The organism is Blautia sp. Marseille-P3201T, from assembly GCF_900120295.1.
GTDB lineage: Bacteria > Bacillota > Clostridia > Lachnospirales > Lachnospiraceae > Blautia.
Map to the genome: position 1 here is coordinate 398,135 of NZ_LT635470.1, position 26,872 is coordinate 425,006.

Annotated in this window: 24 protein-coding genes; 21 read left to right on the plus strand and 3 right to left on the minus strand. The window is 38.8% G+C overall.

The genetic code is table 11. The features are described from left to right. Positions 1 to 22 precede the first annotated feature (22 nt). From plsX to fic, 9 genes are all read left to right on the plus strand, one after another. Complete coding sequence (gene plsX / locus BQ7352_RS10210) at positions 23 to 1,042, plus strand: phosphate acyltransferase PlsX (RefSeq protein ID WP_200791391.1); 1,020 nt, start codon at positions 23 to 25, stop codon at positions 1,040 to 1,042. A gap of 11 nt (positions 1,043 to 1,053) precedes the next feature. Continuing rightward, on the plus strand, positions 1,054 to 1,284 hold the full coding sequence (gene acpP, locus BQ7352_RS10215; RefSeq protein WP_072449120.1) for an acyl carrier protein: 231 nt from the start codon (positions 1,054 to 1,056) through the stop codon (positions 1,282 to 1,284). 89 nt (positions 1,285 to 1,373) lie between these two features. After that, the gene (gene rnc, locus BQ7352_RS10220; protein WP_072449121.1) at positions 1,374 to 2,084 is read left to right on the plus strand and encodes a ribonuclease III; all 711 of its coding nucleotides are present in this window, start codon (positions 1,374 to 1,376) and stop codon (positions 2,082 to 2,084) included. Then, on the plus strand, positions 2,075 to 5,635 hold the full coding sequence (gene smc, locus BQ7352_RS10225; protein WP_072449122.1) for a chromosome segregation protein SMC: 3,561 nt from the start codon (positions 2,075 to 2,077) through the stop codon (positions 5,633 to 5,635). Before rnc ends, smc begins: the two co-directional genes overlap by 10 nt. 9 nt (positions 5,636 to 5,644) lie before the next feature. Continuing rightward, positions 5,645 to 6,598, plus strand: coding sequence for a signal recognition particle-docking protein FtsY (gene ftsY / locus BQ7352_RS10230; RefSeq protein WP_072449123.1), 954 nt, complete (start codon positions 5,645 to 5,647; stop codon positions 6,596 to 6,598). Positions 6,599 to 6,618: 20 nt separating this feature from the next. Beyond that, positions 6,619 to 7,830: a threonine ammonia-lyase gene (gene ilvA, locus BQ7352_RS10235; protein ID WP_072449124.1), complete on the plus strand. Its 1,212-nt coding sequence runs from the start codon at positions 6,619 to 6,621 to the stop codon at positions 7,828 to 7,830. 28 nt (positions 7,831 to 7,858) lie between these two features. Then, entirely contained in the window at positions 7,859 to 8,290 is a 432-nt protein-coding gene (locus BQ7352_RS14880) for a hypothetical protein (protein ID WP_242948576.1), read from the plus strand. Positions 8,291 to 8,330: 40 nt separating this feature from the next. Continuing rightward, positions 8,331 to 8,606 carry a hypothetical protein gene (locus BQ7352_RS10245; protein WP_072449125.1) on the plus strand — a complete coding sequence of 92 codons (276 nt, stop codon included), beginning with the start codon at positions 8,331 to 8,333 and terminating at the stop codon, positions 8,604 to 8,606. Positions 8,607 to 8,680: 74 nt separating this feature from the next. Next, positions 8,681 to 9,286, plus strand: coding sequence for a protein adenylyltransferase Fic (gene fic / locus BQ7352_RS10250; RefSeq protein ID WP_072449126.1), 606 nt, complete (start codon positions 8,681 to 8,683; stop codon positions 9,284 to 9,286). A 72-nt stretch (positions 9,287 to 9,358) separates the two neighbouring features. Here the strand turns inward: fic and BQ7352_RS10255 are convergent, their stop codons facing one another. Further along, positions 9,359 to 10,126: a TraX family protein gene (locus BQ7352_RS10255; protein ID WP_072449127.1), complete on the minus strand. Its 768-nt coding sequence runs from the start codon at positions 10,124 to 10,126 to the stop codon at positions 9,359 to 9,361. A 170-nt stretch (positions 10,127 to 10,296) separates the two neighbouring features. On the opposite strand from BQ7352_RS10255, the gene BQ7352_RS10260 reads away from it, so the two are divergent. The 4 genes from BQ7352_RS10260 to BQ7352_RS10275 all read left to right on the plus strand — a co-directional run bounded on the left by BQ7352_RS10260 (position 10,297) and on the right by BQ7352_RS10275 (position 14,835). Continuing rightward, a complete protein-coding gene (locus BQ7352_RS10260; RefSeq protein ID WP_072449828.1) occupies positions 10,297 to 11,802 on the plus strand; it encodes a 4Fe-4S dicluster domain-containing protein in 1,506 nt (501 codons plus the stop codon). 167 nt (positions 11,803 to 11,969) lie between these two features. Beyond that, a complete protein-coding gene (locus BQ7352_RS10265; protein WP_072449128.1) occupies positions 11,970 to 13,238 on the plus strand; it encodes a glycosyltransferase family 4 protein in 1,269 nt (422 codons plus the stop codon). Positions 13,239 to 13,240: 2 nt separating this feature from the next. Beyond that, on the plus strand, positions 13,241 to 14,272 hold the full coding sequence (locus BQ7352_RS10270) for a glycosyltransferase family 4 protein (RefSeq protein WP_200791377.1): 1,032 nt from the start codon (positions 13,241 to 13,243) through the stop codon (positions 14,270 to 14,272). Beyond that, a complete protein-coding gene (locus BQ7352_RS10275; protein WP_072449129.1) occupies positions 14,230 to 14,835 on the plus strand; it encodes a TVP38/TMEM64 family protein in 606 nt (201 codons plus the stop codon). The genes BQ7352_RS10270 and BQ7352_RS10275 overlap by 43 nt, the downstream gene beginning before the upstream one ends. Before the next feature lie 80 nt (positions 14,836 to 14,915). On the opposite strand, the gene BQ7352_RS10280 is transcribed toward BQ7352_RS10275, so the two are convergent. Both BQ7352_RS10280 and BQ7352_RS10285 read right to left on the minus strand, forming a co-directional pair. Continuing rightward, entirely contained in the window at positions 14,916 to 15,926 is a 1,011-nt protein-coding gene (locus tag BQ7352_RS10280) for a GGGtGRT protein (RefSeq protein WP_003021272.1), read from the minus strand. 41 nt (positions 15,927 to 15,967) lie between these two features. Then, positions 15,968 to 16,660, minus strand: coding sequence for an iron-sulfur cluster assembly scaffold protein (locus tag BQ7352_RS10285; RefSeq protein ID WP_003021275.1), 693 nt, complete (start codon positions 16,658 to 16,660; stop codon positions 15,968 to 15,970). A gap of 278 nt (positions 16,661 to 16,938) precedes the next feature. Between BQ7352_RS10285 and BQ7352_RS10290 the strand changes: the two genes are divergently transcribed. The 8 genes from BQ7352_RS10290 (at position 16,939) to BQ7352_RS10325 (ending at position 26,818) form a co-directional block, all read left to right on the plus strand. Then, entirely contained in the window at positions 16,939 to 17,157 is a 219-nt protein-coding gene (locus BQ7352_RS10290) for a hypothetical protein (protein ID WP_022239460.1), read from the plus strand. Between the two features lie 225 nt (positions 17,158 to 17,382). Further along, on the plus strand, positions 17,383 to 18,576 hold the full coding sequence (locus tag BQ7352_RS10295) for a dicarboxylate/amino acid:cation symporter (RefSeq protein ID WP_072449130.1): 1,194 nt from the start codon (positions 17,383 to 17,385) through the stop codon (positions 18,574 to 18,576). A gap of 140 nt (positions 18,577 to 18,716) precedes the next feature. Beyond that, positions 18,717 to 20,093 carry an ABC transporter substrate-binding protein gene (locus tag BQ7352_RS10300; protein ID WP_072449131.1) on the plus strand — a complete coding sequence of 459 codons (1,377 nt, stop codon included), beginning with the start codon at positions 18,717 to 18,719 and terminating at the stop codon, positions 20,091 to 20,093. 77 nt (positions 20,094 to 20,170) lie between these two features. After that, positions 20,171 to 21,013: a carbohydrate ABC transporter permease gene (locus BQ7352_RS10305; protein WP_072449132.1), complete on the plus strand. Its 843-nt coding sequence runs from the start codon at positions 20,171 to 20,173 to the stop codon at positions 21,011 to 21,013. Continuing rightward, positions 21,013 to 21,852 (plus strand): carbohydrate ABC transporter permease, encoded by an 840-nt coding sequence (locus BQ7352_RS10310; RefSeq protein ID WP_072449133.1) that lies wholly within the window; start codon positions 21,013 to 21,015, stop codon positions 21,850 to 21,852. The genes BQ7352_RS10305 and BQ7352_RS10310 overlap by 1 nt, the downstream gene beginning before the upstream one ends. Before the next feature lie 104 nt (positions 21,853 to 21,956). After that, on the plus strand, positions 21,957 to 23,483 hold the full coding sequence (locus BQ7352_RS10315) for a response regulator transcription factor (protein WP_072449830.1): 1,527 nt from the start codon (positions 21,957 to 21,959) through the stop codon (positions 23,481 to 23,483). Further along, a complete protein-coding gene (locus BQ7352_RS10320; RefSeq protein WP_072449134.1) occupies positions 23,458 to 25,158 on the plus strand; it encodes a sensor histidine kinase in 1,701 nt (566 codons plus the stop codon). The genes BQ7352_RS10315 and BQ7352_RS10320 overlap by 26 nt, the downstream gene beginning before the upstream one ends. Then, the gene (locus BQ7352_RS10325; RefSeq protein WP_072449135.1) at positions 25,151 to 26,818 is read left to right on the plus strand and encodes an extracellular solute-binding protein; all 1,668 of its coding nucleotides are present in this window, start codon (positions 25,151 to 25,153) and stop codon (positions 26,816 to 26,818) included. The genes BQ7352_RS10320 and BQ7352_RS10325 overlap by 8 nt, the downstream gene beginning before the upstream one ends. The last annotated feature ends 54 nt before the right edge of the window (positions 26,819 to 26,872 follow it).

Consider the following 26,872-nt stretch of genomic DNA (forward strand, 5'->3'; position numbering starts at 1 on the left):
AGGAGGCCAAAACATGGAAGAAATGATAAAAGTGGCTGTAGATGCCATGGGCGGTGACTATGCTCCTTCCGAAGCGATTAAAGGCGCGGTAGCTGCTGTAAATGAAAAGGAAAATGTGGAAGTCTTTTTAGTGGGGAAACAGGAAATTCTGGAAAGAGAATTATCATCCTGTACATATCCGAAAGAGAGAATTCATGTTGTAGGAGCAACGGAAGTAATTGAAACCGGAGAGCCGCCGGTAGCCGCTATTCGTGGAAAGAAGAATTCCTCTATTGTAGTGGGAATGAAGCTGGTAAGACAGGGCGAAGCAGATGCTTTTGTATCAGCGGGAAGTTCAGGGGCTATTTTGGTAGGAGGAACTACAATTGTAGGAAGGATTAAAGGAGTAGAAAGAGCGCCGTTAGCTCCACTTATTCCTACGAAAGACGGGGTATCCCTGCTTATTGACTGTGGGGCGAATGTAGATGCAAGAGCTTCTCATTTGGTACAGTTTGCCCGCATGGGTTCTATTTACATGGAACACGTTATGGGGGTAAAAAATCCCAGAGTGGGAATTGTAAATATCGGTGTAGAAGAAGAAAAGGGAAATGCTCTGGTGAAAGAAACCTATCCTTTGCTGAAAGAATGTAAAGATATTAACTTTATCGGCAGCATTGAGGCAAGAGAAATTCCGGCAGGAGCAGCAGATGTTATTGTATCAGAAGCTTTTGTGGGAAATGTAATTTTAAAGTTATATGAAGGTCTGGGAGCTACTTTGATATCTAAAATCAAAGGAAGCATGATGTCCAGCTTCCGCAGCAAAATGGGAGCGCTTCTTGTAAAGCCTGCCATGAAAAAAACACTGAAATCCTTTGATGCCAGCCAGTATGGAGGCGCACCTCTTTTGGGATTGAAAGGTCTGGTAGTGAAGTGCCATGGTAATTCAAAGGAAACAGAATTTAAAAATGCCATTATTCAGTGCATTTCATTTAAAGAACAGCATATCAGTCAGCGAATAGGTGAAAATTTAATAGCTGTACAAGAGAAAAAAGAGGAGATTTAGGAGGATATATCATGGAATTGGAAAAATTACAGCAGATAATAGCAGAGGTTTTAAATGTGGATACAGAGGAAATAACAAGGGATACCACATTTGTAGATGATTTGGGTGCAGACTCTCTGGATATTTTCCAAATTGTGATGGGTATCGAGGAAGAATTTGATATTGAAATCCCAACAGAAGAAGTAGAGCAAATTGTTTCTGTCGGAGATGCGGTAGAACAGATTAAGCGTTTAATCGGGTAAAAGCGAAATGTCTTCCCGTAAAGTCAGAAGTATTCTGATGAAGGGAGGACATTTTTGTATCATAAAGAAAAAGAATAAAAGGAGTAGAGATGAAGAATTCGAAGAAATTTTTAGAACTGGAGAGAAAAATTGGATATGAGTTTGAGAACTTTGATCTTTTAGTCAATGCATTGACTCACAGTTCTTATGCAAATGAACATCATATTGCTTATAAAGGAAATAATGAAAGACTGGAATTTTTGGGAGATGCTGTATTAGAGCTTACTTCCAGTGAATTTTTATTTTATCAATATGCAGATTTACCGGAAGGAAAGCTGACGAAGAAACGTGCCAGTATTGTATGTGAGCCTACTCTTGCTCTTTGTGCAAAGGAGATTTCATTAGGAGATTATTTGCTTTTAGGTAAAGGGGAAGAGGCAACAGGAGGCAGAAATCGAAATTCTATTATTTCAGATGCAATGGAAGCGCTAATTGGGGCAATTTATCTGGACGGCGGTTTTGCTAATGCAAAAGAGTTTATTCATAAATATATATTAAATGACATTGAGAATAAGCAGCTCTTTTATGATAGCAAGACTACACTTCAGGAAATTGTGCAGGCACAGTATGAAGATGATGTACAATATGTGCTGGTGAAGGAAGAAGGACCGGACCATAACAAATCTTTTTATGTAGAAGCACTTCTGGGGGACAGAAAACTGGGAGAAGGCTGTGGACATACAAAGAAAGCAGCAGAGCAGCAGGCAGCATACTGCGCTATTAAAAAGCTGAGAAATGAAAAGGGAGATTTATGTATTTAAAAAGTATTGAAGTGCAGGGATTTAAGTCTTTTGCCAATAAAATTACATTTGAATTTCATAACGGAATTACGGGAATTGTAGGACCAAATGGAAGTGGGAAAAGTAATGTAGGCGATGCAGTGCGCTGGGTTCTGGGGGAACAAAGCGCCAAGCAGCTTCGAGGCGGTAATATGCAGGACGTTATTTTCTCAGGAACAGAAACGAGAAAACCGCTGGGTTTTGCCTATGTGGCAATTACACTGGATAACAGTGACCACAAATTACCGATTGACTATCAGGAAGTTACCATTGCCCGAAGACTGTATCGTTCAGGGGAAAGTGAATACCTTTTAAACGGAACATCCTGTCGCTTAAAAGATGTAAATGAACTTTTTTATGATACAGGTATTGGAAAAGAAGGATACTCCATTATCGGACAGGGACAGATTGATAAAATATTAAGTGGAAAACCAGAGGAAAGACGAGAGCTTTTTGACGAGGCAGCAGGAATTGTAAAGTTTAAAAGAAGAAAGAATACAGCTATTAAAAAGCTGGAGGAAGAACAGCAAAATCTTACCCGTGTCAATGATATTTTATCAGAGCTTACAAGACAGTTAGCGCCGCTGGAGAAACAGGCAGAGACAGCCAAGGTATATCTAAAGAAAAAAGAAACTTTAAAGCAGTTAGATATTCAGATGTTTTTGGTGGAAATGGCAAGAATTCGAGAGCAGTTAAAGGCTGTGGAAGAAAAGTATGAAATTGCTCAGTCTGATTTGGAAGAAACCTGTAAGAACTTTGATGTGACGAAAACAGAATATGAGAATTTAGAAAAAGAGCTGGAAGCTTTAGAAGAAGAAATTCAGAAATCCAGAGAGCAGTCTACACAGAAAACTTTAGAAAAACAAAATCTGGAAAACCAAATTCACCTTTTGCAGGAGCAAATTCACTCCGCAAAGCAAAATGAAACACAGTATCAGGAAAGAAGTTTTGCTTTGGAAGTGGATATTGAGAAACGAAAAAAAGAAGAGCAGGGGTATCTGGAAGAAAAATTACAGTTAGAAGAAAAAGCAGCAGAGTTTTCCAAGGTACAGTTTCAGGCACAGGAAGCATTTAAGGGGATAGCCATTGAAATCCATAATTTAGAGGAAGCTATTGAAGCAGGAAAAAATGAGATTATTGAAATCTTAAACCAGAGAGCTTCTATTAAAGGAAAATTACAGCGTTATGACACGATGATGGAGCAGATTTCCATTCGGAAAGTCGCTTTAAATCAGAGAAATTTGACCTTGCGAAGTGAAGCTGCACAGTTAGATGCTTCAGAAGAACAGTATAAAATACAAAAACAGGAAATTGAAGAAACTATTGAAAAGCTTATTCGTCAGGGAAATCGCTGTGAGGACCAGATTAAAAAATACCAGGCGGAAATTTCAAGAACTACACAGCAGCTGGAAAATGAAAAGACCGCTTATCACAGAGAAGCATCCAGACTGGAGTCTTTGAAAAATATTACGGAGCGTTATGATGGTTATGGAAACAGTATTCGCCGTGTTATGGAGCAGAAGAAAAATGTTTCTGGAATTAAAGGTGTTGTGGCAGACCTCTTAAAAGTAGAGAAAAATTATGAGACAGCCATTGAAACGGCTTTGGGAGGCAGTATTCAGAACATTGTTACAGATAATGAGAATACAGCCAAGGGAATGATTGAATTTCTAAAGAAGAACAAGTATGGCCGCGCTACCTTCCTCCCTCTTACCAGTATGAAGAATAAAAAGACCTTTAATAATCCGGCAGCATTAAAAGAACCGGGAGTAATCGGTGTTGCCAGTGATTTGGTTCAGGTAGAGGCTGCGTATGAAGGACTGGCAAATTATCTTCTTGGCAGAACTCTGGTAGTAGACCATATTGACCATGGAATTGCCATTGCAAAGAAATACCAGTATACCATTCGTATGGTTACCATAGAAGGAGAGTCTTTAAATCCCGGCGGTTCTCTTACCGGTGGTGCTTTTAAGAATAACAGTAATCTTCTGGGAAGACGAAGGGAAATTGATGAGCTTCACGGAAATGTAGAAAAGCTGAAATTAAATATTGAAAAATTGCAGGCGGCACTGGAAGAATACCGCAATAAGCGAAATCATTTCCGTGATGAGGCCGCCCATATGCAGGAAAGTCTGCAGGAGCAGTATATTCAGGAAAATACTGTGCAGATGAACTTAAATTCCATGTCAGATAAAAGAGCAGAGATTAAGCAGGGATATGAGAATTTAAAAAGAGAAAATGCAGAGCTTGAAAAGCAGACAAAAGAGATTGAGGAAAACAGCCAGTCTATTCAGTTGGAAATGGAAGCCAGCGCCAGTCAGGAAACGGCATTGGAAAAATCCATTAATGAAAAGCAGGAAGAATTGGAGAATAAGAAAAAGCAAGAGACAGATATTTCCAAAGAACTGGAGAAAAGCCAGTTAGAGGGAGCAGGTATTACTTCCAGAAAAGGCTTTATTCAGGAAAACCTAAGACGTATTAAAGAAGAATTGGAAAGTCTTACAAAGCAAAAAGAGGTTCTCTTTGCAGGAATGGAAGAAGGCAAAGAGGAAGCTTTGAAAAAAGAAGGGGAAATTCTAAAAATTCGTCAGGAAATAGAGCTTGCAGCAAAAGAGGAAGAAGAAGATAAAGAAAAATTGCAGGAAGCTCTTTTGAAAAAAGAGAAAATGACACAAGAACATAAGGCGTTTTTTTCAAAGAGAGATGAATTATCTGCAAGGATGAATTTGCTGGATAAGGAAAGCTATCGTTTGTTGGGACAAAAAGAAAAGCTGGAAGAAAATCAGGAAACTCAGGTAAATTATATGTGGGAAGAGTATGAAATCACATATAGTCAGGCGTTAATTGATATGCCGGATGAACTGCAGGAAAGAGCAGAGATAAAAAATGCGATTTCCAATATGAGAAGTGAAATCAGGCAGCTGGGTAATGTGAATGTCAATGCTATTGAGGAATACAAAGAGCTTTCTGAGCGTCACACTTTTATGAAGACGCAGCATGATGATTTAGTTCAGGCAGAAGAAACCTTACAGGGAATTATTAATGAGCTGGATACCGGAATGCGACGTCAGTTTGAGGAAAAGTTCGGACAAATCCGTATAGAATTTGATAAGGCATTTAAGGAACTTTTCGGAGGAGGAAAGGGTACGCTGGAGCTTGACGAGGAAGAAGATATTCTGGAGGCGGGAATTCGCATTATTTCTCAGCCACCGGGAAAGAAATTACAGAATATGATGCAGCTTTCCGGTGGAGAAAAGGCGCTGACAGCCATTGCCCTTTTATTTGCCATCCAAAATCTGAAACCATCTCCGTTCTGTTTGTTAGATGAGATTGAGGCGGCACTTGATGACTCGAATGTCACAAGATATGCAAAATATCTTCATAAGTTGACAAAGAATACACAGTTTATTATTATAACACATAGAAGAGGTACGATGACAGCAGCAGACCGCTTGTACGGTATTACCATGCAGGAAAAAGGTGTGTCAACGCTGGTATCTGTAGATCTTATTGAAAATGACTTGGATAAATAGGAGGTAAGAATGGCAGAAGGAAAAGAAAAGAAGGGTTTTTTTAAGCGGCTGGTAGAAGGACTTTCCAAAACAAGAGAAAATATTGTTTCGGGAATAGACTCTATTTTCAGTGGCTATTCCAGTATTGATGATGATTTTTATGAAGAAATTGAAGAAATTTTAGTAATGGGTGACCTTGGCATTAACACTACAACAGCTATTATTGAACGTTTAAAGGAACAAGTATCTAAACAGCATATTAAAGAACCTATGGAATGTAAAAAAATTCTCATGGACAGTATTAAGGAGCAGATGCAGGTAGGGGAAACCGCTTATGAGTTTGAAAATCGTAAGTCTGTTATTCTGGTAATCGGTGTCAATGGTGTGGGAAAAACAACTTCTGTAGGAAAGTTGGCAGGAAAGCTGAAAGGCCAGGGAAAAAAAGTTATTATGGCAGCGGCAGATACCTTCCGTGCAGCAGCAGGAGAGCAGCTTACTCAATGGGCGAACAGAGCGGGAGTGGAACTTATTGGCGGTCAGGACGGAGCAGACCCGGCGTCTGTGGTATATGATGCAATTGCAGCTACAAAAGCCAGAAATGCAGACGTTTTGATTTGTGATACAGCAGGAAGACTTCATAATAAGAAAAATCTTATGGAGGAGCTTCGCAAGATTTATCGCATTATTGAGAAGGAATATCCGGAAGCATATCTGGAAACACTGGTAGTTTTAGACGGCACAACAGGACAGAATGCACTTGCACAGGCACGTCAGTTTAACGAAGTGGCAAATGTTACGGGAATTATTCTTACAAAGCTGGATGGTACGGCAAAAGGCGGTATTGCAGTGGCAATTCAGTCAGAATTAGACATTCCGGTAAAATATATCGGAGTGGGTGAAGGCATTGATGATTTGCAGAAATTTAATTCCGATGAATTTGTAAATGCCCTGTTTAATATGGAAAACAATACACAAGAAAATTAAAAGAGAGTGGGGAGATGCACATGCTTACATTAGAAAAATTTGAAGAGGCCTCAGAAGTGGTAAAACAGGTAACACAGGAAACAAAGCTTGTATACAGCGATTATTTCAGCAAAAGCACAGGTAATAAGGTTTATTTAAAACCGGAAAATATGCAGGTGACAGGGGCTTACAAAATCAGAGGAGCTTATTATAAAATCAGTACCCTTTCTGAAGAGGAAAGAGCAAAAGGTTTAATTACGGCATCTGCGGGAAATCATGCACAGGGCGTAGCTTATGCTGCAAAGGCTTTTGGTGCAAAGGCGGTCATTGTAATGCCAACCACCACACCGCTGATTAAAGTGGAGAGAACAAAGAGCTACGGAGCAGAAGTTATTCTTCATGGCGATGTATATGATGAAGCATGTGCACATGCATATGAGCTGGCAGATAAACACGGCTATACTTTTATTCATCCCTTTGATGATCCTGCTGTGGCGACCGGTCAGGGAACCATTGCTATGGAGGTTATCAAAGAACTCCCACTGGTGGATTATGTTTTAGTACCAATTGGAGGCGGTGGTCTGGCAACCGGTGTTTCTACTCTGGTAAAACTTTTAAATCCCAATATTAAGGTAATCGGTGTAGAGCCGGAAGGCGCTAATTGTATGCAGGCGTCTATTTTAAATGGAGAAGTAATGACACTTCCTACAGTCAATACGATTGCAGATGGTACTGCAGTGAAACGTCCTGGAGAAAAGATTTTTCCATATATTCAAAAGAATGTAGATGAAATCATCACAGTAAAAGACGAAGAACTGGTTGTTGCTTTTCTGGATATGGTAGAAAATCATAAGATGATTGTAGAAAATTCAGGCCTTCTTACTGTAGCAGCATTAAAACATCTGAAATTCCAGAACAAAAAGGTTGTGTCCATTTTAAGTGGTGGAAACATGGACGTAATTACCATGGCATCTGTGGTACAAAACGGACTCATTGCCAGAGACAGAATTTTCACTGTTTCCGTACTTCTTCCGGATAAACCGGGTGAACTGGTACGTGTAGCTGCTGTAATTGCAAAACATCAGGGTAATGTAATTAAGCTGGAGCATAATCAGTTTGTAAGTACCAACAGAACGGCAGCAGTGGAATTAAAAATCACTTTGGAAGCTTTCGGCACAGAACATAAGCAGGAAATTATGAAAGCATTAGAGGAAGAAGGATATCGTCCGAAACTGAAAATGGCAAGCTTATAATCCTTTGGAAAAAGGTAAAGGGGGTATTTTGAAGAAAGAGAAGATTTTGACTTATTCTATGATTGGATTTTATTGTCTTTGGTGTATGTTGGAAATATATATGATATTTTCAGGCACTCGATTAAGCGGGCAGAGCGTATCAGAAAATACGATGCAGATACGAATGGGACTATATAATGTAAAAAATGTATTGGGATATGCCCTTGCTTTTGTTTTTGCACTGGATTGCTGGTATTTTGGGTTTTATAAAACAAAATCCACGAAAGCGCTGTTTCTGAAAATACTGAAAAACATGACAGTTTTATTGGCATTATACGTTGTAATAACCGGAATTGCAAGTTTTATCAATTCGGGAATAGGCGGTTATATGAACTATTTTGAACCTCTTTATTTGGTAATTAGCGTTACAATTATGAGCTTTCTTGTGGGAACTTATTTAAAAACCATTAAAAAATATTAGTGCGGAAACTTATTAGCTAATATGCTAAGAGGGTGAGCAGATGAAAAAGTTAAAAGATATTTGTTTAACAATTATTATTGTATTAGCTGCTTTATGGGGTACTATGTTTCTCACAGATTATTTTCGATGTTCTTCCTTTGAAGAGCCGATATTTGTTGTCCCAAAGGATATTGTTGATGAAAGTGGTTCAGGAACGTATCAAGGCTTAGGATATACTGTTGAGATTGAAAAGTATAATCATGAAGTATATGGGAAGGGAATACTGGCAATAGATATGAAGCTGTTTGGCAAAAGAATTATTAGTACGATTACATAAGGCTCTATGCTAATGATTGGGGCGGAATTTTCGGAATTCCGCTCCAAAGCTATATTAGGGTGAAAGGGGAAAGTATGATTTTAGAAAACAAATTGAATATCACAGACTCCACAGAATTAGCCAGAATGGAAGAAAAGATAAGTAAGAAAAAAGCAGTTGAATTATTTGAAAATGGATATTTGGATAATTATGAAGTAGGAACATTTCAGATGCTTGCAGCCATTCACAAATATTTATTTGGTGAGATATATGAGTTTGCAGGAAAAGTACGAACTGTAAATGTTGCAAAAGGAAATTTTCGATTTGCACCAGTAATGTATTTACAGGCAGCTATTAAAAATATTGAGAAGATGCCGCAGTCAACTTTTGATGAAATTATTGAAAAATATGTAGAGATGAATATAGCGCATCCATTCCGAGAAGGGAATGGCAGAAGCACAAGAATATGGCTTGATTTAATTTTGAAAAAAGAGTTAAACATGGTTATTGACTGGAGCGTTGTTGATAAAGAAGATTATCTACTTGCAATGGAAAGAAGTCCGATAAAAGATATTGAAATAAAATATATATTGAAACAGGCTTTGACTGATAAAGTAGAAAACAGAGAAGTGTATATGAAGGGAATAGACCATAGTTACTATTATGAGGGATATTTCATATATAAAGCAGAAGATTTATAAAAACATTTCCATATCAACGAAGAAAAGAGCCGAGGCTGTTGTGGCAGCCTCGAAGACAGAAGTGTAAGATACTTATGACATTGCCGGAAGACCAAAGAGAGCATATCGAATAAGAAATAGAATAAGGAGATGAACCGGATAGAAAAAGTAAAAGAAATATTTCGGTCCGTTTCCTTTTTTATGATTATAAAGGTTCATAGGAATAAAAGCCAGACACGCTGTCGGCTCCCAATACAATGCCAGACAGCCTGCAATGGTTTTTTCTACAGGATAGAAGTAGAAAACATATAAAACAAGTATAAGGACAATTCCCTTCCAATTATAATCTGCCTGAAAGAGAAATCCGGTTAAAATTCCAAGGACAGCAGGAATGATACCAAGGATTTCCTTTTTTTCTTTTAAGATTTCCATTGCCCACATAGTCAGAAAACCAAAAAGTAAAGTGAACATTACATTTTGATAGGAAAATTCCAGAATTTTTCCCTGAAAGCATAAATCAAATGGGATTTCTGAAATACAGGCAAACAGGAAAAGACGCAGAGCATATTTTTTTCTGTTGGAAGTATGATAAAATCCTTCTACAAGGAGAAAACAAAAAATTGGAAAGGAAATTCGTCCAATCTGCCGAATAAGAAAATCCATTTTTGAAAGGAGAAGGCTGGTATCATAAGAAAGCGCCGTGGGAAGTCCCTGGTTATAAGCAGAAATTGCACCTTTTTCTAATATAACAGCTCCAATATGGTCTATGAACATAGTAATAAGAGCAATCCATTTTAAAGCTCCCGAAGTCAGTACAGGAGGAAGTAATTGCTTCTTTGATAAAGAAAAATTTGCTTTCATAAGAGATCCTTTCTGGTTGATTTTAAGTTATTTTGTGCTGTACTAATTTAAGAGTATACCATAAATTCTAATTGTATGAAATAAAATACCTGGATTTTCTTGCAATCTTTTGGGAAAATAGGTATGATTGCTGTGCAGTATATTTAGAACAGAATGGAAAGGAATTTAAGATGAGAGGTTTAGATACAAACGTAAAACGGATTCGCCGAAAAGTATTTAAAGAGATTGCAAAAGCCGGTTTTCAGTCATCGGATGAAACACTGGTAGCAGATATCGAAGCAATACCTTATAAAATTGTAAAGGAAAGAGCGACTTATAGAGAGAGTATTTATCGTGAAAGAGCAGTAGCCAGTGAAAGAGTACGTCTGGCAATGGGAATGTCTCTTAGACCGGAAAATACAGCAGTTCATATTACTTCCGGTCTGGAAGCCAGTAATATTGATGAAAAATATTATGAGCCGCCTTTGATGCAGGTTATTCCTTCCGCTTGTGATGCCTGCGAGACAAAAATGTATGAGGTTTCCAATATGTGCAGAGGCTGTGTGGCTCATCCATGTAAGGAAGTTTGCCCTAAAGGAGCAATTTCTATAGTAAAAGGAAAATCTGTCATTGATCAGGAAAAGTGTATTAAGTGCGGAAAATGCAAAAATGTCTGTCCTTATGACGCCATTGCAAAGAAAGAACGCCCCTGTGCCAGAGCTTGTGGTGTCAATGCCATTGAAAGTGATGAAATGGGAAGGGCAACTATCAATAATGAAAAATGTGTTTCCTGCGGTATGTGTATGGTAAGCTGTCCTTTTGGTGCGATTTCTGATAAATCTCAGATTTTTCAGTTGGCACATGCTTTAAAAGAAGGAAAACAGATTATTGCAGAAGTCGCTCCTGCTTTTGTAGGGCAGTTTGGAGATGAGGTGACTCCGAGAAAATTAAAAGCAGCGCTTTTAGAGCTGGGATTTTCAGAAGTTTATGAGGTTGCGCTGGGAGCTGATATCGGGGCAGTGGCAGAGGCGCATCATTATGCAGAAAAAGTCAGCACAGGAGAGCTTCCGTTTTTACTTACTTCCTGTTGTCCGTCATGGATTATGATGGCGAAAAAATTCTTCCCTGATATGATTGAGAATATTTCTCAGGAATTAACACCTATGGTAGCAACTGCCAGAACCATTAAAAAAGAATATCCAGACGCACAGGTGGTTTTTATAGGCCCATGTGCATCTAAAAAATTAGAAGCTTCCAGAACAAGTGTCAGAAGTGATGTAGATTTTGTCATTACATTTGAAGAGCTGGCGGGAATGTTTGAAGCAAAAGAAATCAATCCGAAGGAGTGTGAAGGGGACAGCTCTTTCCACAATGCAACAGCAGCAGGAAGGGGATATGCAGTTTCCGGAGGGGTTTCCAGTGCAGTGGGAGACTGCCTGAAAGAATATTATCCTGAAGTGGAAGTCCATATCGAGCATGCAGAAGGATTAAGTGAATGTAAAAAGCTTTTGACAAAAGCAAAGGCAGGAAAATTAAAAGGCTGTATGATTGAAGGTATGGGATGTCCGGGAGGCTGTATGGCAGGAGCCGGAACAAATATACCGTTTACAAAAGCGGCAGCAGAATTGAAAAAATATCAGCAGGCATCATCCAGAAAGCTCCCTTCATCAGAATTAGCAGAAATTAAGTTAGATTAGGGAAAATAAAAATAATATAAAAGAACCATGAATTCATTTTTATAAGGAATTTATGGTTCTTTTTTTTAAATCTTTAGAAAAACTTTAAAAAGCTATACCTGTTCTCTTTAAATATCTCCATTAATATAAAGATAACTTAAGAGAAGATAGAAAAAGGGGGAACCTTTATGAAGATATTATTAACGAGTGATTGGTACAAGCCGATTGTCAACGGAGTGGTGACATCTGTTGTAAATTTAAAGAAAGAATTGGAAGAAAGAGGACATGAAGTAAAAATTTTGACATTATCACCGACCTATGAGTCTTATAGAAATGAAAATGTCTATTACATAAAATCTTTAAATCTGGAAATGATTTATCCAAATGCAAGAGCAGTTCTTCCCCATGTGGAAAAGCTTATTCAGGAATTAATTGAATGGAAACCGGATATTGTACATTCTCAGTGCGAATTTATGACTTTTTCTTACGCAGTGAAAATCAGTAAGAAATGTAAATGTCCATTGCTTCATACTTATCATACGATTTATGAAGATTATATCCATTATTTTCCTGGAGGCTTGTCCTCCTATAAGCTTGGGGCAGCTTTTGAGAAAAAAATCGTTGCACAGCTTTCCAGAAGTATTTTAAATAAAACAAATCAGGTAATTGTACCTACGGAAAAAGTAGAAAAAATTTTAGAAAAGTATGAAGTAGAAGAACCGATTTCTGTTATACCTACGGGAATTGATTTAAAAAATTTTCAAAACAGAATGTCTAAATCAGAATGTGAAAATCTGAAAAAGAAATGGAACATTCCTCTTGAGAATAAGGTGCTTGTCAGTGTGGGAAGATTAGCAAAAGAGAAAAATCTGGAAGAAATCTTAAATTATTTTGCCCGTCTTATCTATGAGAAAGAAAAACAGAATTTAACGCTTTTAATCGTAGGAGACGGTCCTGACAGAGAACGGCTGGAAAAAATCAGCGAGAGCTTGTCTTTGACAGGAAAAGTAATCTTTACAGGTATGGTAAATCCGAAGGACGTGGGAATTTACTATCAATTAGGAGACGTTTTTGTATGTGCCTCTAACAGTGAGACACAGGGAATTACCTATATTGAAGCCTTAGCCAGCGGAAGACCGGCGCTGTGCCGTAAGGATGAATGCCTAAATCAGGTAATTACAGACGGGTATAATGGTTTCCAATATGAAACTTATGAATATTTTAAAATGCACTTGGAGTATATTCTGGAGGATGAAACAAGAAAAGCAGAAATGGGATTAAGAGCAAAAGAAACCGCTTATCTCTATTCCACATGGAATTTCTGTACAATGGCAGAAAGATTATACAAAGAAGTGCTGAAACGTCAGGAAGCAGAGAAAGAAGCTACTGTATGGGCACATAGAGCTTATAACAGAATTTTATGGAACAGAAAAGGACTGTTAAAGAGAGGGGTATGAAAATGATGAAGAAGATAAATATGTTATCAAAAGCAGATATGGTAAAAGGGCAGGGCGTGCTTTCGGCTCATGATGAGCAAGTTGCATTGGCAAAGCAGGTAATGAAGCAGGAAGCAGTTGTTTTGGAAAATGCAAAAGCTCCATGTGAGATTGTGCATTATCATTCCATTAATCCGGAATATTACTTTTCTATTCCGGCAAAGAGAAAGCAAAGCGCTTTAGTGGGATATGTACATTTTCTTCCGGAAACAGTAGAAAATAGTATTTCTCTTCCAAGAGTTGCAAAAAATGCCTTTTATAAGTATATGATATCTTTTTATAAAAAGATGGATTATCTGGTTACTGTTAACCCGGTTTTTATTGATAAACTGGCAGCTTATGGCATACCAAGAGAAAAAGTGACCTATATTCCCAATGTTGTTTCAGAGAAGAATTTTTATCCTTTAAGTACGGAAAAAAGAAATGCAATTCGAAAGAAATGCAAAATAGGGAAAGACAAATTTACTGTATTATGTGTAGGACAGCTTCAAAAAAGAAAAGGTGTGCTGGAATTTATTGAAATTGCAAGAAAGATGCCGGATTGCCAGTTTGTCTGGGCAGGAGGATTTTCTTTCGGAAAGATTTCTGAAGGATATGAAGAAATACGGGAAGCTATGAAACATGCACCAGAGAATATCAAATTTTTGGGAATTGTAGACAGGGAGAAAATGAATGAGGTCTATAATATGGCAGATGTAATGTTCCTGCCGTCTTATGAAGAATTATTTCCAATGACAATTTTAGAGTCCATGAATTGTGCGCTGCCGGTTCTGGTGCGAGATCTTTCCATTTATGACCCGATTTTGTTTGACTATGCTTTACGAGGAAAAGGAACTTCTGATTTTATCAGAATTTTGACACAGTTAAAAGAAGAACCGGATTTTTATCAGAGAAGTGCACATGCTTCTTATGAGGGGCATTTAAGATACAGTACAGAGGAGGTGGGAGAACAATGGAAAAAGTTTTACCACAGAGTTTTACAGCAATGTGTTTAAATCTATGCACAATTCTTGGCATGGCGGGAATGATATGGTTCATCTGGTATGGAATTGAAAATCAGTTGTTTGTATCTTCTGAGTCTTTGCAGGCATTTTTAGACCGTTTTGGACTTTTTGCTCCCGCACTCTTTATCCTGATACAGATGGTACAGGTAGTCATTCCTATTTTGCCGGGGGCAATCGGATGTCTGGGAGGTGTACTGATATTTGGACCGGTCTGGGGCTTTGTATATAATTATGTGGGAATAGCCATGGGTTCTGTTCTGGCATTTCTTTTGTCAAAGCACTATGGAAGACCATTTGTCCATCATATTATCGGAGAGAAAAACTATAATAAATATATTGGCTGGTTGGACAAAGGAAAAGCTTTTGATAAAGCCTTTGCCGTAGCGATTTTTCTTCCCGTTGCACCGGATGATTTACTTTGCTACATAGCAGGACTGACAAAAATGTCCTTAAAGAAATTTACATGTATTATTCTTTTGGGAAAACCGGGTTCTATCTTTTTATACAGTCTGGGACTTACAGGAGCTATGGAACTTATAAAATATGTGTTTTAGATAGAAAAAGGACTTTGCAAATCATAGTTGGATTTGTAAAGTCCTTTCGCATTTTAAGTATTTACTTTAGAAAGCTGGAATTAAAATCTTCCTTCTTTCGCAGCTTCTTCGATAGCAACAGCAACAGCAACCGTCATACCAACCATTGGGTTGTTACCAGCGCCGATAAGTCCCATCATCTCTACGTGAGCAGGAACAGAAGAAGAACCAGCGAACTGAGCGTCAGAGTGCATACGTCCCATAGTATCTGTCATACCGTAGGAAGCTGGACCTGCAGCCATGTTGTCTGGGTGAAGTGTACGTCCTGTACCACCACCGGAAGCAACAGAGAAGTATTTTTTACCCTGTTCAACACATTCTTTTTTGTATGTACCAGCTACCGGATGCTGGAAACGTGTTGGGTTTGTAGAGTTACCTGTAATAGAAACGTCAACACCTTCTTTGTGCATGATAGCAACACCTTCTGTTACATCGTTTGCACCGTAGCAGTTAACTTTTGCACGAAGTCCGTCAGAGTAAGCTTTGCGGAATACTTCTTTCACTTCGCCTGTGTAGTAATCCATTTCAGTTTCTACATAAGTAAATCCGTTGATACGAGCGATAATCTGAGCAGCGTCTTTTCCTAAACCGTTTAAGATAACGCGCAGAGGCTCTTTACGAACTTTGTTTGCTTTTTCAGCGATACCGATAGCACCTTCAGCAGCAGCGAAGGATTCGTGACCTGCTAAGAAAGCGAAACATTTTGTATCTTCTTCCAGTAACATTTTTCCTAAGTTACCATGTCCAAGACCTACTTTACGCTGGTCTGCAACAGAACCCGGAATACAGAAAGACTGAAGACCTTCACCGATTGCAGCAGCAGCGTCAGCAGCTCTTTTGCAGCCTTTTTTGATTGCGATAGCAGCACCTACAGTGTAAGCCCATTTTGCATTTTCAAAACAGATTGGCTGAATTCCTTCAACCATTTTGTATACATCTAAACCAGCAGCTTTTGTAACTTCAGCTGCTTCTTCGATAGAGTTAATTCCGTACTCTTTTAAAACAGCCAGAATTTGTTTCTCTCTTCTTTCATATGATTCAAATAAAGCCATTATTCTATCCTCCTGATTTCTATTCTGACAAATCCCGTTGATTACTCTTTACGTGGATCGATGATCTTAACAGCGTCAGCTACACGACCATACTGTCCCTGAGCTTTTTCAAATGCTGTGTTTGCGTCATCACCAGCTTTGATGAAGTCCATCATCTTACCAAAGCTTACGAATTTGTAACCAATGATTTCATCATCTTCGTTTAAAGCGATGCCTGTTACATAGCCATCTGTCATTTCAAGATAACGAGGACCTTTCTTTAATGTTCCGTACATTGTACCAACCTGAGAACGTAATCCTTTACCTAAGTCTTCAAGACCTGCACCGATTGGAAGTCCGTCTTCAGAGAAAGCACTCTGTGTACGTCCGTATACAATCTGTAAGAATAATTCTCTCATAGCTGTGTTGATAGCATCACATACTAAGTCAGTGTTTAATGCTTCCAGAATTGTTCTTCCAGGTAAAATTTCAGATGCCATAGCAGCGGAATGAGTCATACCGGAACATCCGATTGTTTCTACTAATGCTTCCTGAATGATACCTTCTTTAACATTTAATGTCAGTTTACAAGTACCCTGCTGAGGAGCACACCAGCCTACACCATGTGTTAAACCGGATATATCTTTGATTTCTTTTGCCTTTACCCACTTTGCTTCTTCCGGAATTGGAGCTGCACCGTGATTCACGCCCTGTGCTACTGGGCACATTGTTTCTACTTCATGTGAATAAATCATTTTAAAACTCCTTTCAAGTATATATACTTCAAATGCGTCAATAATTTAACGCTTTATTCAAACCTATTTTCTCATAAAGTGACAAAAAAATCCAGACCTATTTTATCTTTTCTATAAAATGTTGCAGGTTTCTTTCTTGACTGAATTCAGATAATAACAGATAAAAATAAAATAGTTGAAAAATAAAATAGAAATTATGTATATATCTGGTAATTTTATGGAAATTATGTTATTATATAAAAAATATTAACTGGAATTTTATGAAGGAGGTTTCTGCCATGAAAAAATATGAGCTTATTCGGGAAATCAATAATATGTGCCGCGGAGAGATGGAGTCCAATATTACAGAAATTGAAACAGATGACTTAGATGTGTATATGAAAGAGCATATCAGCAAAGCTGCTTCCTGTGAAAAGACAGTACTGGATAATGGTTCTGTTACTTATGATGTTATTACAAATGGATTGAAAGAAAAGTATACTTTTTCAGAAATCTGATCGTTTTCTAAAATCCCCCTTATACCTCTGAATGTTTTAAGGAACATTTGGAGGTATTTTTGTATAGGAAAGTGCGTCCTATACAATAAAAACGCTCCGCAAGGATGTGCAGCTTGCGGAAATGAAATTATGTTCTTGCATAAAATGATAGACGAAGGGATAAACATAGAGTATAATGTAGAAATTCAAAAAAACCATAAGGTAGTATAGAAAGGAAAGAAGACAGTGAAAAAATTATTTAACAACTTGCCTTTTCGCCTGCTTTTAGGAGTCGTAATCGGTATTCTTGCAGGGCAGGTGGCAAATCTCCCGGTGATGCATGTAGTTGTGACAGCCAAGTTTATTTTGGGTCAGGTCATTACCTTTTGTGTACCACTGATTATTATTGGGTTTATTGCACCGTCCATTACAAAATTGGGAAATAATGCATCTAAAATACTGGGAGTGGCAATTTTTTGCGCATATTCATCATCTGTTTTAGCCGCATTGTTTTCTATGGGAGCAGGATATACTTTAATTCCTCATTTATCCATAGTTTCAGAGGTAGATGGTTTAAAAGAGCTTCCAAAGCTGGTATTTAAACTGGAAATACCACAGATTATGCCGGTTATGAGCGCTCTGGTTTTATCAGTTCTGCTTGGCCTTGCTGCAACATGGACAAAAGCAAAGACTACAATCAAGCTTTTAGATGAATTTCAAAAGATTGTGCTTTTAATTGTATCAAAAGTGCTTATCCCTATTTTGCCATTTTTTATTGCAGTTACTTTTTGTGCGTTATCTTATGAAGGAACGATTACAAAACAGCTTCCTGTATTTTTAAAAGTAATTTTAATTGTAATGGCAGGGCATTATATCTGGCTGGCGCTCCTGTATCTGGCAGGTGGAATTTATTCCGGTAAAAATCCATGGAAGGTATTAAAAAATTATGGTCCGGCTTATCTGACAGCAGTGGGAACGATGTCATCTGCAGCAACATTGGCTGTTGCTCTGCGCTGTGCAAAGAAATCTGAGCCGGAGCTGCGTGATGATATGGTAGATTTTGGAATTCCACTTTTTGCCAACATTCATTTATGTGGTTCTGTTTTAACTGAGGTATTTTTTGTTATGGTAGTTTCTAAGATTTTATACGGAGAACTGCCTTCCATGGGAAGTATGATATTGTTTTGTGTCCTTTTAGGTGTGTTTGCCATTGGAGCACCGGGAGTGCCGGGCGGTACAGTTATGGCATCTCTGGGCTTGATTATCAGCGTTTTAGGATTTGATGAAACAGGTACAGCTTTGATATTGACAATTTTTGCATTGCAGGACAGCTTTGGTACTGCTTGTAACGTCACCGGTGACGGAGCGCTGACTATGATTTTAACAGGATTTGCGGAGAAGCATAAAATAGAACAACAAAAAATAGAAATCGACTTGTAAATAAAGCATATTGCACAGAAAGAACCCGGAAACATGGAAATTGAACATGTTTCTGGGTTTTTTATTATATTTTTTTCATTTCTGCATAGATATAATATAGACAAACAAAAAAGCACGTAAATAAAGGGAGGTAACCAATTATGAAATTTAAAAAAGTATTTGCAATGCTGATGACAGCAACGATGCTTACATCTATGTTGGCAGGCTGCGGCGGCAGCACAGAAAACGAAGACAAAGAAACACCAAAGAAAGAGTCTTCCGAAGCAAAAGGTGACAAGGAAAAAGGCGGAGACGGAAAGGTATATTATCTGAACTTTAAACCGGAGCAGGCAGACCAGTGGGTAGAGCTGGCAAAAACTTATACAGATGAAACCGGTGTGGAAGTAGAGGTACAGACAGCCGCAGCCGGCACTTATGAGTCTACCTTGAAATCTGAAATGGCAAAGGACGAGCCTCCTACACTGTTTCAGGTAAACGGCCCGGTGGGACTGGCTTCATGGAAGGATTACTGTTATGACTTATCCGACTCTCAGATTTATAAAGATGTGAGCAGTGACGACTATGTATTAAAAGACGGAGACGCTGTTCAGGGTATCGCTTATGTAATTGAAACTTATGGTTTGATTTATAACAAAGCGTTGCTGAATAAATACTTTGAACTTCCGGATGCAGAAATCAAATCCATTGATGAATTAAACAATTTTGAAGCACTGAAAAAAGTAGCAGACGGTATTCAGAAAAACAAAGATGAGTTAGGTGTTTCCGGTGCATTTACATCTGCCGGTATGGATGCTTCTTCTGACTGGAGATTTAAAACACATTTAGCGAACCTTCCGGTTTACTATGAATATAAAGAAGACGGAATTACTTCCTCAGAGGCAATCAAAGGCACTTATCTTGAAAACTTCAAAAATGTATGGGATTTATATTTAAAAGACTCCACTTGTGAACCTTCTATGATTTCCTCTAAGACAGGTGAAGATGCAGCTTCAGAATTTGCACTTGGAGAAGCAGTTTTCTACCAGAACGGAACATGGGCTTACAATGATATTAAAGACATGGAAGTAGCAGATGAAGATATGGGAATGCTTCCTATCTATATCGGTGCAGAAGGTGAAGAAAATCAGGGACTTTGTACAGGTTCTGAAAACTACTGGTGCGTAAATAAGAAAGCGTCAGAAGAGGATATTCAGGCAACCTTGGACTTCCTTACATGGGTTGTAGAAAGTGATGAAGGACGAGATATGCTTGCAAATGAAATGGGATTTATTACACCGTTTAAGACCTTTGATGAATATCTGCCGGAAAATCCGTTGGTAAAAGCAAATGATGAATATGCAAAAGCAGGCAAAACACCGGTAAGCTGGAACTTTACAACTATGCCTTCCGAAGAATGGAAGAATAAGGTTGGTTCTGCAATGCTGGAATATGCACAGGGAACAGGAGAATGGGACGCTGTGAAAGCTGCATTTGTAGATGGCTGGGCTTCTGAATACGAAGCAGCACACGCAGAATAAAGAAGATGAGAAACAGGGCTGCTGTGTAAAAGTTTTTTATACAGGCAGCCCTTTTCCTGATAAAAGGGGGAAGAAAATTGGAAAAGTCAATTAAAAAATATTTTCCTGTGTTTGTATTGCCCACCATGCTGGCATTTGTTTTAGGATTTATTGCACCCTTTGCTTTGGGTATTTATCTTTCCTTTTGCAAATTTACAACGGTAACAGATGCCAGATGGGTAGGGTTTCAAAATTATTTAAAAGCTTTTCAGGACACAGAATTTTATCACGCTTTATGGTATACGGTTCTATTTACCGCAGTATCCGTTATTTTGATTAACGTATTGGCATTTACCGTGGCAATGCTTTTAACAAAGGGAATTAAAGGAACAAACCTTTTCCGTACAGTATTTTTTATGCCGAACTTAATCGGCGGTATTATTTTAGGTTATATCTGGCAGCTTTTGTTAAACGGTGTGTTGGCACAGTACGGAAAAACTTTAACTTTTTCCTCTACCTACGGTTTCTGGGGACTGGTTATTCTGGTGTGTTGGCAGCAAGTAGGTTATATGATGATTATCTATATTTCAGGCATTCAGAATATACCGGGTGAGCTCATTGAAGCAGCAAAGATTGACGGGGCAAATGCAAGACAGCTTCTTCGTCATGTTACCCTTCCGATGGTCATGCCGTCTATTACCATCTGTACGTTTTTGACACTGACCAACGGCTTTAAGTTATTTGACCAGAACTTAGCTCTTACCAACGGCGCACCGTCAAATATGTCAGAGCTTATAGCAATGAATATTTACAGAACCTTCTATGGTCGTCCCGGCTATGAAGGCGTAGGACAGGCAAAAGCCGTTATTTTCTTTGTCTTAGTGGGAATTATTGCTTTAGTACAAAATCGATTAACCAGAACAAAGGAGGTGCAGCAGTAATGAAAGCAAGAAAAGCAAAACATGGTTGGCTGCTGACACTGATTTTTTCAGTTATCAGCGTACTGTATATGTACCCTATTGTATTGGTATTTATCAACTCTTTTAAAAAGAAAGCTTATATCAGCCGTTATCCTTTTAAAATTCCAAAGGGAAATATGTTCGTAGGCTGGGAAAACTATATTCGTGGTTTGGAAAAGACAGGATTTTTCGATGCGTTTTTATGGACCTTATTTATTACCGTGTGCTCGGTGGCTTTGATTGTAGTTTGCTGCTCCATGTGTGCGTGGTATATCAGCAGAGTGAAAACGTTGAGCACGAAAATTATTTATGTTTTATGTCTGTTTGCAATGGTAGTTCCTTTCCAGATGGAAATGTATACGTTGTCTAAAATTGCAAATATGCTGAAGCTGGATAACCCATGGGGATTGATTATAATCTATCTGGGCTTTGGCGCAGGTCTTGCAGTCTTTATGTTTACGGGATTTGTAAAGGCAATTCCCATTGAAATTGAAGAAGCAAGTATGATTGACGGATGCACGCCGCTGCAATGTTATTTTAAGGTGGTATTTCCTATTATGAAACCCACTTGTATTACGGTGGCAATTTTGGATGCCATGTGGATATGGAATGACTATCTACTGCCTGTGCTGGTGTTAGACACAAAGAAATATAAAACCATTTCCATCGCAATTCAGTATCTGAAGGGCGGATACGGTTCCATTGATATGGGAGCTATGATGGGAGTTTTGGTTTTATCCATTATTCCGATTATTGTGTTCTATCTTTTCTGCCAGCGCTATATTATTGAAGGTGTTGCAGCAGGCGCTGTAAAAGGGTGATTTCGTTGACAGAATAAAAATACATGTTAAAATAAAAGAAAATGTGGGAAAACAGGACTGGCAGAAAGCGTCAGTCCTGTTTGGTGATTATAAAGGTGGGAGATATGTACAGGATTTTAATTGTAGATGATGAGAAGCTGGAGCGAAACGGTATTCAGTTTTTATTGAAAAAGACAGGGACAGAACTGGAGATTTTTGAAGCAGCCAACGGAAGGGATGCGTTGGAGCTTTTAGCACACCAAAAAGCAGAAATTCTTCTGACAGATATTAAGATGCCCTATATGAACGGCTTGGAGCTGGCAGAGAAAGTATCTTCACAATATCCGGAAACAAAAATTATTATGTTCAGCGGATACAGCGATTTTTCTTATGCACAGACGGCAATCCGATATGGGGTATCCGATTATATTTTAAAGCCCGTAGACCCTTGGGAATTTCAGAAGACCATGAAAAAACTGCTGGAAGAAATCAAAAGAGAAAAGGCGGAAGAGGTACAGCAGATTAAAACACAGGATTATTTATATCAGTTCTTTTTGCAGAATTACTTATATGGCGGAAAAACGGATATAGAGGAAATAAAAAAGGCTTTGGATTTTCAACAATATCATTATATGGTTTTAATTCAGACCTCCAGCAGCTTTTTTGAAATGGAAGAAGAGATTTTTAAAGAAAAATTAAAAGAGGAAATTCGCCGTGATTTCTTTTATCTGAACTTAAATGCGGGGGAAGGGCTTTTCTTCTTTAAGGAAAAGCACAGCGATTATACGCTTTTGTGCAGGGAAATTTATCAGTTTTTTAAGCTTCGTTATAATACGGAATGTTTATTGGCTGTCAGCGAGGAATTAAAAAGCTTTGAGGAACTGCCGGCAGTTTTCGGAGCTTTGGAGAAAGTGCTGGAAGACCAGTTTTATCAGCCGGAGAAGCATATCTTTTCTTTAAAAGAGAGCAAGAATGAGGAGGTAAACACAGCTCTTGGGGACGCAGAGCTTTTAAAACGAATTTTGGAAGATATCAATCATCGGGATATGACACATTTAAAAAATCATTTCGAGCAGCTGAAGATTGTGTATCATCCGGAAAAAGCATATTCTGAAATGTATGTGAAATTTTTATTTTCCAGTATTATAAAGGAAATCTACGAAGTTATGGATTTGCCGGATGAGAAGAGACTGAGCAGAGAAATTGACCGATTATACCGTGCTAAAAGGCTGCAAGACGTGTGGAAGCTTACCGAAAAAGCCATGAAGGAGCTGGAGGAATATCTGGCAGAGGAAGAAAAAGGTACGAGAAGCGAAGTGACGCAGGTGAAAAATTACATTTATCAGAATTATCAGGAAGAGTTAAGCGTAGATATTTTGGCAGAAAAAGTCTATTTATCACCGGGGTATTTAAGCTATATTTTTAAGCAGGAAACAGGGATGAATTTAAACCGCTTTATTAAGGCTTTTCGCATGGATAAGGCAAAAGAGCTGTTGGAAAGCAGTCAGAAAAAGATTTCACAGATTGCAAAAGAAGTGGGCTTTTCCAATAATTCCTATTTTTGCCGAAGCTTTCGGGAATATTTCGGAGTAACGCCGGAGTCTTGCAGGAAAGGAACTGCGGAGTATGAAAAAATGGATACAGAAATATAAAGACCTGAAATATCGGTATAAGCTGACGATTATGATGATTTTGTGCAGCCTGATACCGGTATGCGTCATCAGCGGTTATACCCAGATAAGAACCGTACAGATTATGCGGGAAAAAGAACAAATCGGATTAGAGCAGGTGCTGGAGCAGTCCGTGAACAGTATTGATAATCGGATACAGATTTACACAAACCTGATAAATTATTTAACCTATTCCTCGGATTTACGGGAAATTATGGAAAAAGAGTATTCCTCTGATTACGAGGCATATCTGGCGTATACGGAAATAGCTGACCCGATGTTTACCATGCCACAGCTATACCATGAGGAAATCAGAAGCATTACGTTGTATACTGAAAACATTCAGGTAGAACACGGCAATACCTTAGCGCCTCTGTCTGTGGCACAAAACCAGACCTGGTATTCCAAAATCAATGAAAAGGGCACAGTGCAGTGGCTGGTAAAGCAGGGAAATAAAAAAGAAATTTTGGCAGTGCGTAAGTTTTATCGGCAGGACAGCATACAGGCAATGCTGGTTTTGACCTTGGATTACAATCGGGTATTAGAGCCTTTTGCCGATTTGCTGACAGAAAACAGAGGCGGCTTGATTTTAGATGAACAGGAAAATGTGGTGTATTCCGGATATAACATGGATAAGCATTATAAACCGGATAAGGAAACCTCGTTAAAATATTTGAAAGAGCATTATGTATGTATAGAGAAAAAAATAGAAGATACGAAATGGGATTTCTGTCTGTATCAGCCAAAGGAAGAGCTGGAAAAATCGGTTTGGACATTGCTTCTTGGAAATATTCCTGTGTTGCTTCTCTGTCTTTTGCTGATTTTATTTTTAGGATATTTTTTCTCAAGGAAAATGGTGGAACGTCTGGAACAGCTTACAGAAAATATGAACCAGATTAATCTGGGGCTTCGCAAGGTTACGGTAGTGAGCCAATCCAAAGATGAAATCGGCGTGCTGGTGCGTACTTTTACCAGAATGATGGAGGAAATTAACAAGCTGATTTCTCAGGTATATGAAGCAAAGATTAAATTGCAGAAAACAGAGATGAAAGCCCTTCAGGCACAGATTAATCCCCATTTTCTGTATAATTCCCTTTCCATTATTAACTGGAAAGCCATTGAAGCAGATAATGAGGAAATCAGCAGGATTACGCTGTCATTGTCAACCTATTACCGCACCAGTTTGAATAAGGGAGAGACTATGACGATTGCAGCTAATGAAATCCGAAATATTGATGCCTATCTTCATATTCAGCTTGTTATGCACGACAATAGTTTTCAGGTTATCAAGGAGATAGAGGAAGCTGCTTTAAGTTATTCCGTTCCGAAGCTGATTTTACAGCCGCTGGTGGAAAATGCCATTGAGCATGGTCTGGATGTATCGGAGAAGGAGGAAAAGTGGCTGAAGCTTTCTGTGTGCAAAGAGGGCGATACCTTGCTTATGGCAGTGGAGGACAATGGTATGGGAATGTCAGAAGAGCAGGCAAGGGCTATGCTTACTTATCGTTCTAAGGGCTATGGGGTGCGAAATGTCAATGAACGAATAACGCTGCTTTACGGAGAGGAATATCATCTGAGAGTAAAAAGCCGTCAGGGAGAGGGATGCAGAATTGAGATTGTAATTCCTGTGAATAAGGAGGAAAACCGATATGAATAAAAAATTATTCGGGGGAATTATTGTAACGGCGGCAGTCTTTGGTGTTTTGCTTTTTTCGTGGGAAAAAGAGCCGGCAAAAGAGATACCTCAGGAGACGGACATGCAGGCAAAGTGGCAGGAAGCAGAGCATACTCCTTATGGGAAATATCCGGAAACAATTACCTATACCTTAGGGAAAATATCAGGAGGCAACCACTCTAATCTTCCGGCAGGAGACACCTATGAAGACAACGGCTATACACGTTATTTAAAGAAAATGCTGAATATTCAAAACAAGGATGTATTTGAACTGGAAGAGGGAAATCAGTATGAGGAAGCAGTAGAAATCGCCATAAAGGACAACAATTTACCGGACATTATGGTGGTGAAAGGGCAGGAAACGGTGCAAAAGCTGGCAGAGGCAGGCATGATAGAGGATTTGACTGAGGTTTATGAGGAATGTACCACATGGCGAATTAAAGATATGTATGCCAGTTATACAGACGCACTTTTAAATTCGGCAAAATATGAGGGCAGGCTTTACGGGCTGCCGGATACGGTTATCGACCACGGTCCAACGCTTTTATGGATGCGAAAGGATTGGCTGGATAAGCTGGGCTTGGCAGAGCCTGCCACTATGGAAGAAGCAATGAATTGTATTTTAGAATTTGTCAATCAAGACGCAGCCGGAAACGGAGAGACTATCGGCCTTGCCTGCACGCCGGAGCTGGTAGCCGGAAGCAGCGAAACCTATTCTGCTGACGGAATTTTTTCTATGTTTCATGCAAGTCCCAGAAAATGGGTGCAGGATGCAGAGGGAGAAATTGTGTATGGCTCTGTGACACAGGAGTGTAAGGCAGCGCTGGAATATCTGCATACACTGTATACAAGAGGTGTTTTGGATAAAAAATTTCTTTTACGTACCTCAGAGAATATAGAGGAGCTAATCAAGAATGGGAAATGCGGAGCTTTTTTCGGGAAATGGTGGGCGCCGAATAATCCTCTGATGGAGTCTTATGATTATGATAAAAATGCGGAATGGACGCCTTATTTCTTTACAAAAGAGGATGAAAATGTATTGCAGGAATATGAAACCTTTGAGGACAGACTTTATGTGGTGGTGCGAAATGGATATGAGCATCCGGAAATTGTGGCAAAGTATATCAGTGTGATTTTTGATTATTCCCGCTATGATGACAAAGAGGCAAATGAAGTAAATGAGTATTTTTCATTAAATGTAGACCCTACGGCAAGACCGTTGAACATTAACGTGGATTATCGGGATACACTGTATCAGACAACGGAAAATATTAGAAATGCGCTGAACAATGAAAAACCGTCCTCTTCCTTGACAGGGCTTGAAAAGTCTTATTATCGTACCTGTAAGGCTTATTTAGACGGAAATCTGACTACGGCAAATGCTTGGGCTGCCTATACCTCCCGTATTACGGCAGTAGGCACACTGGTGGACTTGAATTTTAAAAGCCGTCAGCCTCTGCCTCTTTCGGGAGAGGGCTTAAAGGTCGGAGAAGACCTTTTGAAATTGGAGCAGCAGACCTTTATACAGATTGTCTGCGGTGAAAAACCGGTGGGCTATTTTGATACTTTTGTGAAAGAATGGTATGCAGCGGGAGGAAAGGATTTTACTCAAAAGGCTCGCACAGCAGCAGAAAACAAGTGATTGTAAACCTTAAAATAAAATATAGTTGACAATTAAAGGCGGATTGTGATACGA

Bases quoted from the DNA above. Each gene is read 5' to 3' on its own strand.
- BQ7352_RS10315 (WP_072449830.1), top strand. From the start codon at position 21,957: ATGTACAGGATTTTAATTGTAGATGATGAGAAGCTGGAGCGAAACGGT.
- fic (WP_072449126.1), top strand. From the start codon at position 8,681: ATGATTTTAGAAAACAAATTGAATATCACAGACTCCACAGAATTAGCC.
- BQ7352_RS10255 (WP_072449127.1), bottom strand. From the start codon at position 10,126: ATGAAAGCAAATTTTTCTTTATCAAAGAAGCAATTACTTCCTCCTGTA.
- plsX (WP_200791391.1), top strand. From the start codon at position 23: ATGATAAAAGTGGCTGTAGATGCCATGGGCGGTGACTATGCTCCTTCC.
- BQ7352_RS10285 (WP_003021275.1), bottom strand. From the start codon at position 16,660: ATGATTTATTCACATGAAGTAGAAACAATGTGCCCAGTAGCACAGGGC.
- BQ7352_RS10310 (WP_072449133.1), top strand. From the start codon at position 21,013: ATGAAAGCAAGAAAAGCAAAACATGGTTGGCTGCTGACACTGATTTTT.
- BQ7352_RS10300 (WP_072449131.1), top strand. From the start codon at position 18,717: ATGAAATTTAAAAAAGTATTTGCAATGCTGATGACAGCAACGATGCTT.
- BQ7352_RS10320 (WP_072449134.1), top strand. From the start codon at position 23,458: ATGAAAAAATGGATACAGAAATATAAAGACCTGAAATATCGGTATAAG.
- BQ7352_RS10290 (WP_022239460.1), top strand. From the start codon at position 16,939: ATGAAAAAATATGAGCTTATTCGGGAAATCAATAATATGTGCCGCGGA.
- BQ7352_RS10270 (WP_200791377.1), top strand. From the start codon at position 13,241: ATGATGAAGAAGATAAATATGTTATCAAAAGCAGATATGGTAAAAGGG.
- smc (WP_072449122.1), top strand. From the start codon at position 2,075: ATGTATTTAAAAAGTATTGAAGTGCAGGGATTTAAGTCTTTTGCCAAT.
- rnc (WP_072449121.1), top strand. From the start codon at position 1,374: ATGAAGAATTCGAAGAAATTTTTAGAACTGGAGAGAAAAATTGGATAT.
- acpP (WP_072449120.1), top strand. From the start codon at position 1,054: ATGGAATTGGAAAAATTACAGCAGATAATAGCAGAGGTTTTAAATGTG.
- BQ7352_RS10280 (WP_003021272.1), bottom strand. From the start codon at position 15,926: ATGGCTTTATTTGAATCATATGAAAGAAGAGAGAAACAAATTCTGGCT.
- BQ7352_RS10245 (WP_072449125.1), top strand. From the start codon at position 8,331: ATGAAAAAGTTAAAAGATATTTGTTTAACAATTATTATTGTATTAGCT.
- BQ7352_RS10265 (WP_072449128.1), top strand. From the start codon at position 11,970: ATGAAGATATTATTAACGAGTGATTGGTACAAGCCGATTGTCAACGGA.
- BQ7352_RS10260 (WP_072449828.1), top strand. From the start codon at position 10,297: ATGAGAGGTTTAGATACAAACGTAAAACGGATTCGCCGAAAAGTATTT.
- BQ7352_RS10325 (WP_072449135.1), top strand. From the start codon at position 25,151: ATGAATAAAAAATTATTCGGGGGAATTATTGTAACGGCGGCAGTCTTT.
- ftsY (WP_072449123.1), top strand. From the start codon at position 5,645: ATGGCAGAAGGAAAAGAAAAGAAGGGTTTTTTTAAGCGGCTGGTAGAA.
- ilvA (WP_072449124.1), top strand. From the start codon at position 6,619: ATGCTTACATTAGAAAAATTTGAAGAGGCCTCAGAAGTGGTAAAACAG.
- BQ7352_RS10275 (WP_072449129.1), top strand. From the start codon at position 14,230: ATGGAAAAAGTTTTACCACAGAGTTTTACAGCAATGTGTTTAAATCTA.